Source organism: Clostridium sp. UBA5712 (assembly GCF_002419845.1).
Lineage (GTDB): Bacteria > Bacillota > Clostridia > Clostridiales > Clostridiaceae > Clostridium_J > Clostridium_J sulfidigenes.
Genome location: NZ_DIGW01000011.1, coordinates 293,986 through 307,256, shown reverse-complemented (window position 1 = coordinate 307,256; position 13,271 = coordinate 293,986). Strand labels below are relative to the sequence as shown.

Below are 13,271 nucleotides of genomic sequence, written 5' to 3'. Positions count from 1 at the left end.
AAGTCTATAGTATAAATTAAAGTCCAAAGGGAGAAAAGATATGAGTAGTACAGTTACTATAGAATATAGAGATAATGAGACTAAGGCATTAATATACTCCAAAGATATTTATGAAAATGTAAAGACGGGATTATATATATACAAAGCTAAAGATATTAATGGATATACTCCAATAAAAGGCACTATCTTTTTATTTGTGATTTTCTTCATAAAAAATTATACTATAACATTTTATTATAATAAGAAGGATATACCAGAGCCTATTTATGGATGTATAGAAATTAACTATATAAATATTGATACAAATGAAAAATTAATACCTTCTATTAATATAGAGAATATTGATATGGGAGAATATAATTATGAAGCAAAGTCAATAGAAGGTTATGATCTAATTACCGAGAGTAAAGTAAAAGTAATATTAACTATAGAAAATCCCAATGTAGTTATAGATTTCAAGTATAGGAAGAAGGAAAGTACTGAGTATATTATTGATTTGAAATATTTTAATATTAAAAACGATGGAACTTCACCTATAGAAACATCTAAAGGTATTAATAAAGCCTTAGAATTCATGTCATCATCACTAAAGTATAAAAAGATAATCTTTCCAAAGGGTATTTATTTAATAGATGAAAATAATCCAATAGTAATTAAATTAAAAGATATAACTATAGATTTAAATGGTTCTACTCTAAAAATTAACAGTAATGCACTAGAAAGATATTCTATTGTTAGCTTTGAAGATGGAGCAGAAAACCTTATATTTACCAATGGAATTTTAGAAGGAGATAAAGAAACCCATGATTATATTACAGTACCAGGAACTCATGAGTGGGGATGTGGATTAGTAGTAAATGGTGGTTTAGATTGTATTATAGATAATATTTCAGTGATCAATGTACCAGGTTATGGCGTTGCTACTAATAGCGGTAACAATAAAAATAGGTATAATACTGTTTATGTAAAAGATTTTCGGATTGGAGATATAAATCTAAAAGGAGAAATTATTGAAAGTAACATTGTTTCTAGGACTAAAGCTTATAACATTTCAGCTTGTAACGGGAAATTTGAGTTTGGATATACTTTAGGATATCAAGGGTATCCTTATATAAAGCAACCCCAATATATATCTTATTTCTATGATAAAAATAATCAGTTTATTTCTTCAGAGAAGTGCCTTCAGTTTAGAAAGGTTATTATACCAGAAGGAGCAGTCTATGTGAGATTTGTATTTCCACAGATAGATATAGCTAGTAATTTAGGCTATGTAGGTTGGATTAGTAATTTTGAGCCGCCTACTAATATGATTTTAAGGAATTGCAACATTTCAAATAATAGAAGTTTAGGAATTGCATTTTGTGGAGGTCAGCAATGGACTATAGAAAATAATATTTTTGAAAATAATGGAGGTCAAGCACCTGGTTATGCTATTGACTTTGAAGATGGATGGGATCTAATGCAGGATATTAAAGTTGAAAATAATAAATTTATGGGGAATAAATCAGGAGATATAGTTACTTGCGCAGGAGATAATATTATATTTGAAGGAAATGAATTTACAGGAATGGTATATATGTGGGGAAGAACAACTAATTATAAATTTATTAAAAATATATTTAAATCTAATTCTGTAATCTATGAATATTCATCTAAAATTGAAAGTAAAGAAAATCAGTTTATAAATAGTAATTTAAGATTGCAACCAAGAAATACTATAGTGACTGAAAGACCTTATGTTTATGGAGAAACTTTTATAAATAGCAGTATTGATAGAATGACTGAGGAAGATATAATTTTTAACTCAATAGTTACTAGTGATGGAACTATAAATGTGAGAATTGTTGGAAATTTAAAAGATTGCAGTTTGAAAATGAAACAATGCTATTTAAGTGCTGAACTTAATAGTTGTATTATTGAAGATAGCGTTTTAACAGTACTATTAAATGCTTCAATGAATGGATGTATCATTTCCAAATCTATAGTAAGAACCCATGGAAATACAGGAACTATTATTTTGAATAAATGCAAGATAATAGATTGTAACCTTCTTACCCAAACATGGGGAAGTTCAACAGTATTAGAGATTGAGAATAATATTATAGAAATGAGTTCTTCATCTGATGATTTCATAAAGCTGTCATCAGGAAAAATGAAAAACCTTATATTTAATAATAATGAAGTTAATAATAGCAGTAGTAATTCTGTTTTAAATATGTTTGATACTACCTATAGTAATCCCAACGGAAAAGTTACCTTAAGAGAAAACGTATTTAACCAAAACTCATCTCCGTATATTTTTAGCGGAACTACCATAAAGAAAGGATTATTTGAATTTAATGATATTCGAAATACTATAAATGGAAACGCAAAAATTCTAAATCCAATATATTTTAATAATGAATATTTTATAATTTATACCGAATAAATAAATATAGATAAGAAGGTATAGGCTTTCTTATCTATATTTATGTTTAACTTATGATGTTGGAATTTGAGGATCTGGAGGAGTTGGTTGAATTTTTTTTGTACATTTTCCATATCCAGTACAAAGATCTAAGCTAAGTAGTTCATAATATTTACAATCTCTTTCCCAAGTTAATGGACAATTATTGCCTGCACCAGCAGGATTTTTACATGCACCTATAAGTGGGTTCCAAAATGTGGGGTTTGTATCTTTAGTCTCAGTAACACTTAAATTTGTTAATTCTGGTTTGTTCCAAGTTTTCATCTTTTCACCTCCCTACTATAATATGTTACTATAAAAGTAAATAAATGTAAATTAATTATATAAATAATTATGATGGATATTAAAGAATAATGCTAGTTTTGTTAATTTAAAAGTAATAGTTTATTAAATACATTATATAAAGTAATTAGAAAAAAGCATGTAATGAATAACAGATTTCATGCAAAGATTTTTATCAAATATAGGTTTAAATAATAAACTCATCTATTGAATCTTAAACAATAAGATGGTAAAATTATACACATAAAACAATATGTGTATATAGATGATATTTAAATAGAAGGAGGAAAAAAATGAAAAGAGAGTGGAAGAAACCAATATTATTACAATTAGCTGCTAGTGATACAAATGAAACTGAATATATTGATTTTTGTAATTGGCAAGAACCAATGAGTATTAAATTTAATAATGAAGATTACACTAATCCTAATATTCAACCTGCTGATCATCCATATTGGGTGTGGTGTTACAAGCACAATAGATGGCATCCTAAAAATCATGGAAGTGCACCAAAACAATCATAATTTTTGTCCAAGATACCTATATCAAAATAAAGCTTGATATAGGTGTCTTGATTTAAGGAAATATTAGAAACATAGAATTCCAGAAAGGATTTAATGAAAGTATGTATATAGATAAAAAGTATTTCTATAGAGTATATGGACTTAATATAGATTCCAATATAGAAATTCTAGAATTCCCTAAAAGAAATGAAGATTTTATAGATAAAGACATTGTAACTATATTATATGGACAAACTCCCAATAATATTTTAGAAGAAATTAAAGAGGGAAAAAGTATTCACGTAACAAAGGATCATGTTTGGTTTCATATAGACCATGTGGCTACTTATTGTATTGAAAATGGAAATACTGTGATAGTAGATCCCTGTGAGAATTGTGATAAAAGTCTTATGAAAGTTTATATAATGGGAAGTGTCTTAGGGTTTCTCCTACTTCAAAGGGAGTCAACAGCTATTCATGGAGGCACCGTTGTCATAAATGGAAAGGCTATTATATTTACAGGAGAAAGGGGGGCTGGAAAGTCGACATTGACTACATCACTTGTAAAAAAAGGCTATAATTTTGTAGCAGATGATGTAGCTGCATTAAGTTTTGATAATAAAATAGTCATTGAACCAGGCTTTCCTTACCATAAACTATGCTTTGATGCTTTAGAGAATATGTGTTATGTTAAAGAATCTTATCCTTGCTTTCATGTTGATGGAAAGATAAAGTATATAGTTCCAGATTTTCATGGGTTTTCTAAAGAAAAGTTTCCACTAACAGCAATTTGTGAGCTTGATATGGGTGAGGTTGATAATGTAAGAGTGGAAGAGATAAGGGGAGTAGAAAAGCTTAATAAGATTATTAAAAATATATATAGAAATGAATATATAGGATCTATGGAAGGTATGACTCCTAAATATTTCAAAAACTGTATAGAGATCGCTCAAAAAGCTAAGTTTTATAGAATTACAAGGCCTAGGGATAAGTACACGGTGGATGATCAAATAGAAATTATTGAGGAGATATTTAAAGAGAAAAAAGGGTTTAGGGATATGTAAATTTTTAAGTTAATTCATATTAATAATTGGAGTTATAGTTACATTTATAAATAGCATAATATTATATGGGTTAAATTTATAATTATATTTGAGAGGATGAGAGAGATGGAGATTAAAGAACTTAAAGTTAAATCTGCTGAAATTAATGAAAACATGGAGATGACACTAAATTCTAAGATTACAAGAAACTCTGATATTGATGCTACAGATTTAGATGGTGAAGTGGTTATGATGAATTTAGAAAAAGGTCAATATTTTATGATGAACCAGGTTGGAAGTAGAATATGGGAGATTATTAAAGAGCCTTCTACTGTTAATAATATTATTAATACATTGCTTGGAGAGTTTCAGGTTGAAAAGAGTCAGTGTAAAGAAAATGTAGTAGAATTTTTAGGAAAACTTAAAAATGCAGAGCTTATCAGTATTAACTAGAAAGATTAGAACCTTTGCTATTTTAGATTGGAGTATTAAGTTGAAATTTCTAGAAGCTTATATATATACAGGAATATATAGGACTTTAATAATCTTTGTACCTTTTAATAAACTTAGGAAGAGATTGGGTAATGTAAAAGAAGAGTCGCCTGATGAGGTAGATATAAATTCATATAGAATAGCGCGAGACATAAAGTGGGCAGTTATTAATGCTTCACGATATACGCCATGGGAAAGTAAGTGTCTTATTAAAGCTCTTACTGCACAAAGAATGATGAGAGGAAAGGGAATACCAACTACAATTTATCTAGGGGTTAAAAAGAATGAAAAAAATGAGATGGTAGCACATGCATGGACACGGTGTGGGTCTTACTTTATTACAGGTGGAGAGAATAGAAGTGGATATGCAGTGGTAGCTAAATTTTCAACTTTGGGATGGAAAAGATGAATTAGTGTAACATATGAGTAAAGCCACCAATGAAATCCTAAAAAATTTCATTGGTGGCTTATTTATTGATTTACTGCAGTTTCTAGTATAACTTTATTCTCAATCTCTTTCAGCGTTCCTTTTTCAAGTTTTAAAATTCTATCACAGATAGGTAATGCAGAAGGTCTATGGGTTATTATAATACAGGTTGGTTTATGTTCTAGTTCTTTTACTGATTTAAGGACATTGAGTTCTGTATCAACATCTAAAGATGAAGTTACCTCATCTAGGATTAAAATTGGTCTTTTTCTTAGTAGAGCTCTTGCTATAGCTAGCCTTTGAGCTTGACCTTCTGAAACTCCACTACCTTTTTCACCTATTAAGGTATGAAAGTTATCTTCTAATTTGTTTATAAACTTCAATGCATAGGCTGCTTTTGCGGCTTCTTCAATGTCATCTGAATTAGCATCATCTTTACCGTAGCGAAGATTATCCTCTATGGTTCCAGAAAAGAGAGTGTTTCCTTGAGGCACATAAGAAATAAGTTCCCTATGATTTCTATTTAAAACTATTTCATCACTGTTTCTTATGTTATAGCTTCCTAGGGTAATTTCTCCTTCATCACAGTGAATAAGCGATAGTAAAAGTCTTATTAAGGTTGTTTTACCTTCTCCAGAGGGACCAATTAAGGCTACAATTTCTCCAGGAGCTATGTTAAAGGTTACATTATTTATTACAGGGTTTCCTTCCCTATAACTAAAGGATACATTTTTAAACTTAATATAGGGAGACTTAAATGACTCGGGAATACTTGGAACATTGACATCTTCAAGAGAGATTTCTTCAATCTCCATAAGTCTTTCAGTAGCTGAGATACACCCTATAAGGGCTGGAAAAGTGTTAGCAAGTCCAGAAATAGGACCTTGAATATTGCTGTAGAGTTGTATCATAGCGGTAAAAGTACCATATGTTCCCAATCCCTTTGAAATGTTTAAAGCCCCCCAACAAAATATAGAGAAATAAGCAATGGTAGAACAAAATCCCATGGACATCCCTGAAAGAACACTAAGTTTAGTATTTCTCATAGCTAACTCATATTTTTTTTTTTGTATTAGATGGAGTTTATCTACATTAAATTTTTCCATACAAAAGGTTTTAACTATCATTAAGTTTTGAATAGATTCTTGAATGAAAGAGCGATATTTTATATCCTCTTCTTGTATTTCTTTATATAGTTTTTTTAGTTTTCTACCAAAGGAACGACTAATTAAAAGCAATATAGGACCTACTATCACTGCTACAATTGCTACGGATGGAGCAAAATAAATAAGAGTAGAAAAGGAAGCTATAAAAGTTACTAGCAGAGATATAATGCTAGGAATAGTACCTAATATTGTTGAAGATATTGTCCCTACATCCGATGTGATTCTAGTAAGCAAGCTAACACTGTGAAATTTTGATTGTTCAATCCATTCACTATAGGTAAGATGTTTATAAAGCTTACTTTGCATACCTTGATTGAGTCTAGTAGATGCCCTAGTACTCATAAATGAGGTAATAGGAGATATGAGCATTCTTCCAAACATTATAGTGGCCATTACAATGAGCCATTGAATAACCGTTGAAGTTTTACCACTAATAGCAGCATCTATAAGAGATTTTGATATTATAGCATTATAAACTCCAATTAAAGATAATGCAGAATTGATTATTATTGTAGAAATAAAAAAAGGAAGAATAGGTTTACATTGAGAACTAACCCATTTCATTTTTGCAAAGAAATTTCTAAAATCTTCTTTTGACTCCAATTTTATATATTTATTTAATTTACTTATTCTAATGTATTTAAGATATATGTCCTTTATTGAATTGTTCATATAGTCCTCCTATAGACTTTATTTAATATTAAAGAATTAAATATACTTCAATGAAATAACATGTAAAATATGAATATAAATGTAATAATATGGTAACATAACTAAGCTAGATTTTCAACTTATAAAAAGTTTCTGAAAAATGAAAATTTATTGTAGATAAATGGAATTGAAAACGTTATAATATTTATTAAATAACAAATTTTAAAAGATACAGTAGAAAAGGGGAGAATAATCAAATGAAATTAGGGGATTACTTATGGGGAGGTTTATTACTTTTATGGGCTGCAGTTTTAGTAGTTCCAACAACTAGAGAAGTATTTATGGCTATGACACAAGCATATCCATATATAAGTGGCTTTTTTAAATTCTTTGTTTTAGCTACCATGGGAGACATGTTGGGAGCTAGAATTTTACATGGACAGTGGCAAAAGACTAAAGGATTAATTTTTAAAGCAATTATATGGGGAATAATTGGAATGATGATAACTTTAGCCTTTACACTATATTCAGAAGGAGTGTTAGCTGCACAAGATATAGGCAGATTACCTTTCCATGGCTCAAAGTTTGGACATGCATTTTTAACAAGTGCTATGATGAATATTACTTTTGCACCCTTTATGTTTTTATTTCATAAGTTTTGTGATTTATATATTGATGTTAAATATAGAGGGATGAAAAAGGTAACTATAAATGATTTGGTTAAAGAAATTGATTTTAATATGCTCATAGGGTTTAGTATGTTAAAAACAATTCCATTTTTCTGGATTCCATGTCATACCCTTGTATTTTTAATGCCACCACAGTATAGAGTAGTTGCTTCGGCTTTCTTATCAATAGCTTTAGGTCTTATGATGGCTATAGCCAAAAAGTCTAAAAAAACTATAGTTAATGAACAAGAGGTCGTAGGATAGTACAAGAAGGAGGGGTTTAATGGCAACTTGGATAGCTCATCTTAGAATTGCAGAAAACATATTGAAGAATATGGATGATTTAGATTCTATAGCATTTATACTTGGAAATGTTGGTCCAGATTCTGGAGTTCCGAATGAAGATTGGAGTAGCTTCAATCCACCAAAAAAAATTACTCATTGGATTAATGAAGAAAATAATATAGATGCAGAGAGGTTTTTTGATAGGTATCTAAAAAATAATTTGATGGAATACTCAAAATATTCTTATGTCCTTGGATATTATATACACTTGCTTACAGATATTGAATGGTCTAAGTTTTTCAATGAAAAAAAGAAAAATGCTTTATATAATAAAAAATTAAAAGAGGATGCAAGTTTTATTTGGACCATAAAAAAGGATTGGTATGGATTAGATTTTTTATATTTAGAAAAAAATTCTAATTTTATTTTTCATACTATATTCAAAAATATAGACGAGGTACCGGATTATATAGATTATTTTCCTAAAGGGGCTTTAATGAAGCAAGTTAAGTATATAACAGAATATTATTTAGGAGATAATGAAGAAACTAAGGAGAATTTTATATATCTTAATGAAGAGGAAATGGATAAGTTTATAGATGATACTTCTAAAAAGATAAATGGTATTTTAAAAGGTAAAATTCAATAAATAAAGAAAAATATTAAGAATAAGAACTATACATATGATTTTATGTTATAGTTCTTTTATTTTTGTATTCCTTTATAAATATAATAGTAGATTTTTTATGAAGAATGAGTTAATTATATATATATTCCACTAGGATACTTATTGCATCAATTATTAAAATGGCTTATAATAAAATAAACTTTGATTATCAAAGTATTTGAAATTCAAAGTAAAATATCTTAATTTGAAAGGTAGTGTTTTTATGAATATAAAAGGTCTTAAGATAGGAAATATATTTGTACCTATGCCTATAATTCAAGGTGGAATGGGGATAGGAGTTTCTAGATCAAAACTTGCATCAGCAGTGACTAATGAAGGAGGAATCGGAGTTATATCTGCAGCACAAGTAGGATATGATGAAGAGGACTTTGAAAGTAATAATTTAGCTGCAAACATTAGAGCTTTAAAAAAACAAATTTTATTAGCAAAAAAAGCTACTGATGGAGGAGTTATTGGAGTTAATATAATGGTCGCTATGAATAATTATAAAGAGCATGTTAAGGCAGCCATAGAAGGGGGTGCGGATATTATAATCTCAGGAGCTGGAATACCAATGGAATTACCAAAGTTAATCAAAGGTTTTTCAGTAAAAATTGCACCAATAGTATCTTCTTTAAAGTCAGCCAAAGTTATTTTGAAGCTTTGGGATAGACATGATAAAGTAGCCCCTGACATGGTTATAGTTGAAGGACCAAGAGCAGGAGGACATTTAGGATTTAAAAAAGAAAATATAAATATGACTGAAGAAGCCTTTGATAAAGAAGTAGTAGATATAATTAATGAAACTAAAATTTATGGAGAAAAGTATAATAAGGAAATTCCAGTAGTAGTGGCTGGAGGTATATACGATGGAAAAGATATAGCTAAATACCTAAAACTAGGTGCAGATGGAGTTCAAATGGCAACTAGATTTGTAGCAACAGTAGAATGTGATGCATCAGAAAATTTTAAGAAGGCTTATGTTGATTCAAAAGAAGATGATATAGTTATAGTAGATAGTCCTGTAGGGTTACCAGGAAGAGCTATATGTAATCCATTTGTAGAGAATACTTTTAAAGGGAAATTGAAGGTGGAAAAATGCTATAGATGTATATCTCACTGTAATCCAAAAGAAACTCCTTATTGCATTAGTGAAGCACTAATAAATGGTGTTAAGGGAAATATGGATGAAGCTTTAGTATTTTGTGGAGACAATGCCCATAGGATAAAAAGTATAGTTACAGTAAAGGAATTAATGGAGGAGTTAAAAGCAGAAATTTTAAAAGCATAAAATCCAGAAATAAATCATAAACATCAAATTTAGAATTAACAAAAAAATTAAAAATTTTTAATTTAGGTTTTACTAATGATGAAAATATGTAATAATAATATGTATGTTTTATTATTAGGATGAGGTGTAAAGATGAAAATTGGATTTGATCATGAAAAATATCTGGAAGAACAATCAAAATATATTTTAGAGAGAGTAAATAATTATGATAAGCTTTATCTAGAATTTGGAGGAAAACTATTATTTGATATGCATGCTAAAAGAGTTTTGCCAGGCTTTGATGAAAATGCAAAAATAAAGTTACTTCATAAGCTTAGAGAAAAGGCAGAAATAATTATCTGTGTATATGCTGGTGATATTGAAAGAAATAAGATAAGAGGCGATTTTGGAATTACATACGACATGGATGTACTAAGATTAATTGATGATCTTAGAGGATATGATTTACAGGTAAATAGTGTGGTTATAACTCGTTATAGTGGTCAACCAGCTACTAATATCTTTATAAATAAATTGGAACGTAGAGGTATTAAAGTTTATAAGCATGAAGCTATTAAAGGTTATCCTACAGAGGTTGAAACTATCGTAAGCGACGAGGGCTATGGAAGGAATCCATATATAGAAACTACTAAGCCAATAGTAGTAGTAACAGCACCAGGACCAGGAAGCGGGAAATTGGCTACTTGTTTAAATCAATTATACCATGAGAATAAAAGAGGAAATGCTGTTGGATATTCTAAATTCGAAACTTTCCCTGTATGGAATGTGCCTTTGAAACATTCTTTAAATATTGCCTATGAAGCAGCTACTGTTGATCTTAAAGATGTAAATATGATAGACTCTTTTCACTTTGATGCATACAATGAGGTTGCAGTAAACTATAATAGAGACATTGAGATGTTCCCAGTTATAAAGAGGATTATTGAGAAGATAACTGGAAAAGAATCTATATATAAATCACCAACAGATATGGGAGTTAATAGAGTAGGATTTGGAATTACTGATGATGAAGTTGTTAAGGAAGCTTCTATACAGGAGATAATTAGAAGATACTTTAAAACTAGTGTTGAATATAAAAAAGGATATGTAGATGCAGAGGTTTTTCAAAGAATTAAAATAATTATGGAAAGTTTAAATCTTAAACCAGAGGATAGAAAAGTAGTCATTCCTGCTAGAGAATATTCTAGTAAGCTTAAATTAGAAGCAAACAAAAATGATGCCTGCCCTGTAGTAGCTCTAGAACTTGAAGATGGTACTGTTTTAACAGGTAGAAGTTCAGAGCTAATGGATGCATCTTCAGCAGCTATTTTAAATGCAGTAAAGTACCTAGCTAACATATCTGATGAGATTCATTTAATTTCACCAGTGGTATTAGAACCTATAAAAAGTTTGAAAACCAATGCTTTAGGAAGTAATAATACATCTTTAAATTCAGAAGAAATACTGATTGCCCTTAGCATTTGTGCTGCTACTAATCCTATGGCTCAAGTTGCTTTAGAAAAACTTATAAAGCTTAAAGGGTGTCAAGCTCACTCTACTACTATTCTAAGTACTGGTGACGAGCAAATATTTAGAAAACTGGGAATAGATGTTACTTGTGATGCTGAGTATCCTTCACAAAATTTATTTTATAATATGTAAAATAGTATAAATAAAAATAAATGAACAGTGTATATGATGATGAATTTAAAATCATGAAATATACACTGTTTTATTTAGAAAAAAATATATTTCGACATCCTAAGCTTTTTATAGAAATTTATAGTATCTATGGTATATAATATATATAGTAGTAATAACAAATTTAAATGTGATTTAGGAGGGAACATGGTTAAGAATAAAAGAAATTTTATTTTAAATGATAACTTATACAAAGTAATAGGTGTCTTAGCAATTCCTATTATGATAAATAATTTAATACAAACACTATATAATTTAGTTGATGGATTATGGGTAAGTAAAATTGGATCAGTAGAATTTGCAGCTACAGGGTTTGTTTGGCCAGTTAATTTTTTATTTATATCTATCGGAATGGGCTTATCTATAGCAGGTACATCTATCATTTCTCAGTTTATAGGAGCTGATAAATATGAAGAGGCTAATAAGTATGCAAGTCAGCTTTTGGTAGTATCTTTTTTATCTTCAATACTATTTGCTATAGTAGGATATATAATATCTCCCTTTGTTGTAAGAGTAATGGGGGGTACAGGGGAACTCGCAAGAAATAGTATAATATATCTAAGAATTACCTTCTTAGATATGCCTTTTATGTTTTTATTTTTTAACTTTAACTCCATAATGAATGCAGAGGGAAATACAGTATTTCCAACTGTCCTTAGTGCAATTAGTGCGGTTCTTAATATGATTTTAGACCCAATATTTATATTTACATTTAATATGGGAATCGCAGGAGCAGCTATAGCAACTCTATTGTCAAAGGCTGTTTTAGCAATAGCTGGAATTTATGTATTGATGAGAAGATCATCTAAGGTAAAACCTTCTTTTAAGAACTTTAGATTTGATAGAGAAATAATTAAGAAAATCATATCAGTTGCCCTTCCATCATCGATTGGACAATCTGGTTCAGCCTTAGGATTTATGGCTTTAAATGGTTTTATAGTATCCTATGGTACAGCTACACTAGCAGCTTTTGCTATGGTAAATAGAATTACATCTCTTGTAATTCAACCAGCCATGGGAATCGGAGCAGCCCTTACGTCTATTATAGGTCAAAATCTAGGGTGTAACCAACTAAAAAGAGCCAAGGAAGCCTTTGTAAAAGCCATAAAGCTTACCATCGGTTTTTCTGTCTTAGGATTAATTGTCTTATTAGCTTTTGATAAACAAATTATAGGTTTCTTTATGCAGTCTAAGGACGACATGATGGTAATTTCAGAGGGGATAACATATTTGCAATATATAGCATGGTCTATGCCACTTATGGGTATATTCAGTGTATTGCAAGGGGTATTTCAGGGATCGGGTCATACTAGATATTCCATGGAGATGGAAGTGGGAAGACTTTGGTTTGTGAGACTTCCTATGATATTACTATTTAAGAATTTTACAAATATAGGTTCTGTAGGCATATGGTTTTCTATGAGTTTTAGCAATCTTATAATATGTATTTTTGGGTATATAATGTATCGCAAAGGAGCCTGGGAGAAAAATATAATTCATCATAAGGATTGTAGAGAATTGAAAGAGGCAAAATAAAGGAATCTATGGGATGAAATCAGAATTAATGTTAAAATATACACATGGGATAAATAATTATCCTATGTGTATTTAATATATATTATTGTTTTATACTTGTCTATATTATTGAT

General features: G+C 29.5%; 12 protein-coding genes. 10 read left to right on the top strand and 2 right to left on the bottom strand.

Annotated elements, in window-relative coordinates; translation table 11 throughout:
• Positions 1-40: 40 nt before the first annotated feature.
• On the top strand, positions 41-2,428 hold the full coding sequence (locus B3B03_RS07750; RefSeq protein ID WP_346876931.1) for a right-handed parallel beta-helix repeat-containing protein: 2,388 nt from the start codon (positions 41-43) through the stop codon (positions 2,426-2,428).
• Positions 2,429-2,479: 51 nt separating this feature from the next.
• Here B3B03_RS07750 and B3B03_RS07745 read toward each other — a convergent pair whose 3' ends face one another.
• Positions 2,480-2,731 (bottom strand): hypothetical protein, encoded by a 252-nt coding sequence (locus tag B3B03_RS07745; RefSeq protein ID WP_346846601.1) that lies wholly within the window; start codon positions 2,729-2,731, stop codon positions 2,480-2,482.
• A 311-nt stretch (positions 2,732-3,042) separates the two neighbouring features.
• Here B3B03_RS07745 and B3B03_RS07740 point away from each other — a divergent pair, with 311 nt between their 5' ends.
• The 4 genes from B3B03_RS07740 (at position 3,043) to B3B03_RS07725 (ending at position 5,196) form a co-directional block, all read left to right on the top strand.
• Complete coding sequence (locus B3B03_RS07740) at positions 3,043-3,273, top strand: hypothetical protein (RefSeq protein ID WP_346876930.1); 231 nt, start codon at positions 3,043-3,045, stop codon at positions 3,271-3,273.
• Between the two features lie 101 nt (positions 3,274-3,374).
• Complete coding sequence (locus tag B3B03_RS07735; RefSeq protein WP_346876929.1) at positions 3,375-4,316, top strand: hypothetical protein; 942 nt, start codon at positions 3,375-3,377, stop codon at positions 4,314-4,316.
• Positions 4,317-4,421: 105 nt separating this feature from the next.
• Positions 4,422-4,748 carry a lasso peptide biosynthesis PqqD family chaperone gene (locus B3B03_RS07730; protein ID WP_346846604.1) on the top strand — a complete coding sequence of 109 codons (327 nt, stop codon included), beginning with the start codon at positions 4,422-4,424 and terminating at the stop codon, positions 4,746-4,748.
• Complete coding sequence (locus B3B03_RS07725) at positions 4,723-5,196, top strand: lasso peptide biosynthesis B2 protein (protein WP_346876928.1); 474 nt, start codon at positions 4,723-4,725, stop codon at positions 5,194-5,196. The genes B3B03_RS07730 and B3B03_RS07725 overlap by 26 nt, the downstream gene beginning before the upstream one ends.
• A 62-nt stretch (positions 5,197-5,258) precedes the next feature.
• On the opposite strand, the gene B3B03_RS07720 is transcribed toward B3B03_RS07725, so the two are convergent.
• Complete coding sequence (locus B3B03_RS07720) at positions 5,259-7,052, bottom strand: ABC transporter ATP-binding protein (RefSeq protein ID WP_346876927.1); 1,794 nt, start codon at positions 7,050-7,052, stop codon at positions 5,259-5,261.
• Between the two features lie 236 nt (positions 7,053-7,288).
• On the opposite strand from B3B03_RS07720, the gene B3B03_RS07715 reads away from it, so the two are divergent.
• The 5 genes from B3B03_RS07715 to B3B03_RS07695 all read left to right on the top strand — a co-directional run bounded on the left by B3B03_RS07715 (position 7,289) and on the right by B3B03_RS07695 (position 13,158).
• The gene (locus B3B03_RS07715; protein ID WP_346876926.1) at positions 7,289-7,963 is read left to right on the top strand and encodes a hypothetical protein; all 675 of its coding nucleotides are present in this window, start codon (positions 7,289-7,291) and stop codon (positions 7,961-7,963) included.
• Positions 7,964-7,982: 19 nt separating this feature from the next.
• The gene (locus B3B03_RS07710; RefSeq protein WP_346876925.1) at positions 7,983-8,633 is read left to right on the top strand and encodes a zinc dependent phospholipase C family protein; all 651 of its coding nucleotides are present in this window, start codon (positions 7,983-7,985) and stop codon (positions 8,631-8,633) included.
• Positions 8,634-8,874: 241 nt separating this feature from the next.
• Entirely contained in the window at positions 8,875-9,942 is a 1,068-nt protein-coding gene (locus B3B03_RS07705) for a nitronate monooxygenase (protein WP_346876924.1), read from the top strand.
• Positions 9,943-10,074: 132 nt separating this feature from the next.
• Entirely contained in the window at positions 10,075-11,583 is a 1,509-nt protein-coding gene (locus B3B03_RS07700; RefSeq protein ID WP_346846610.1) for a DUF1846 domain-containing protein, read from the top strand.
• A 186-nt stretch (positions 11,584-11,769) separates the two neighbouring features.
• Positions 11,770-13,158, top strand: coding sequence for an MATE family efflux transporter (locus B3B03_RS07695; protein ID WP_346876923.1), 1,389 nt, complete (start codon positions 11,770-11,772; stop codon positions 13,156-13,158).
• Positions 13,159-13,271: the final 113 nt, after the last annotated feature.

Excerpts from the sequence above, each read along its gene's own strand:
- B3B03_RS07720 (WP_346876927.1), bottom strand. The coding sequence starts at position 7,052 with ATGAACAATTCAATAAAGGACATATATCTTAAATACATTAGAATAAGT.
- B3B03_RS07740 (WP_346876930.1), top strand. The coding sequence starts at position 3,043 with ATGAAAAGAGAGTGGAAGAAACCAATATTATTACAATTAGCTGCTAGT.
- B3B03_RS07730 (WP_346846604.1), top strand. The coding sequence starts at position 4,422 with ATGGAGATTAAAGAACTTAAAGTTAAATCTGCTGAAATTAATGAAAAC.
- B3B03_RS07715 (WP_346876926.1), top strand. The coding sequence starts at position 7,289 with ATGAAATTAGGGGATTACTTATGGGGAGGTTTATTACTTTTATGGGCT.
- B3B03_RS07745 (WP_346846601.1), bottom strand. The coding sequence starts at position 2,731 with ATGAAAACTTGGAACAAACCAGAATTAACAAATTTAAGTGTTACTGAG.
- B3B03_RS07735 (WP_346876929.1), top strand. The coding sequence starts at position 3,375 with ATGTATATAGATAAAAAGTATTTCTATAGAGTATATGGACTTAATATA.
- B3B03_RS07710 (WP_346876925.1), top strand. The coding sequence starts at position 7,983 with ATGGCAACTTGGATAGCTCATCTTAGAATTGCAGAAAACATATTGAAG.
- B3B03_RS07705 (WP_346876924.1), top strand. The coding sequence starts at position 8,875 with ATGAATATAAAAGGTCTTAAGATAGGAAATATATTTGTACCTATGCCT.
- B3B03_RS07695 (WP_346876923.1), top strand. The coding sequence starts at position 11,770 with ATGGTTAAGAATAAAAGAAATTTTATTTTAAATGATAACTTATACAAA.
- B3B03_RS07725 (WP_346876928.1), top strand. The coding sequence starts at position 4,723 with ATGCAGAGCTTATCAGTATTAACTAGAAAGATTAGAACCTTTGCTATT.
- B3B03_RS07750 (WP_346876931.1), top strand. The coding sequence starts at position 41 with ATGAGTAGTACAGTTACTATAGAATATAGAGATAATGAGACTAAGGCA.
- B3B03_RS07700 (WP_346846610.1), top strand. The coding sequence starts at position 10,075 with ATGAAAATTGGATTTGATCATGAAAAATATCTGGAAGAACAATCAAAA.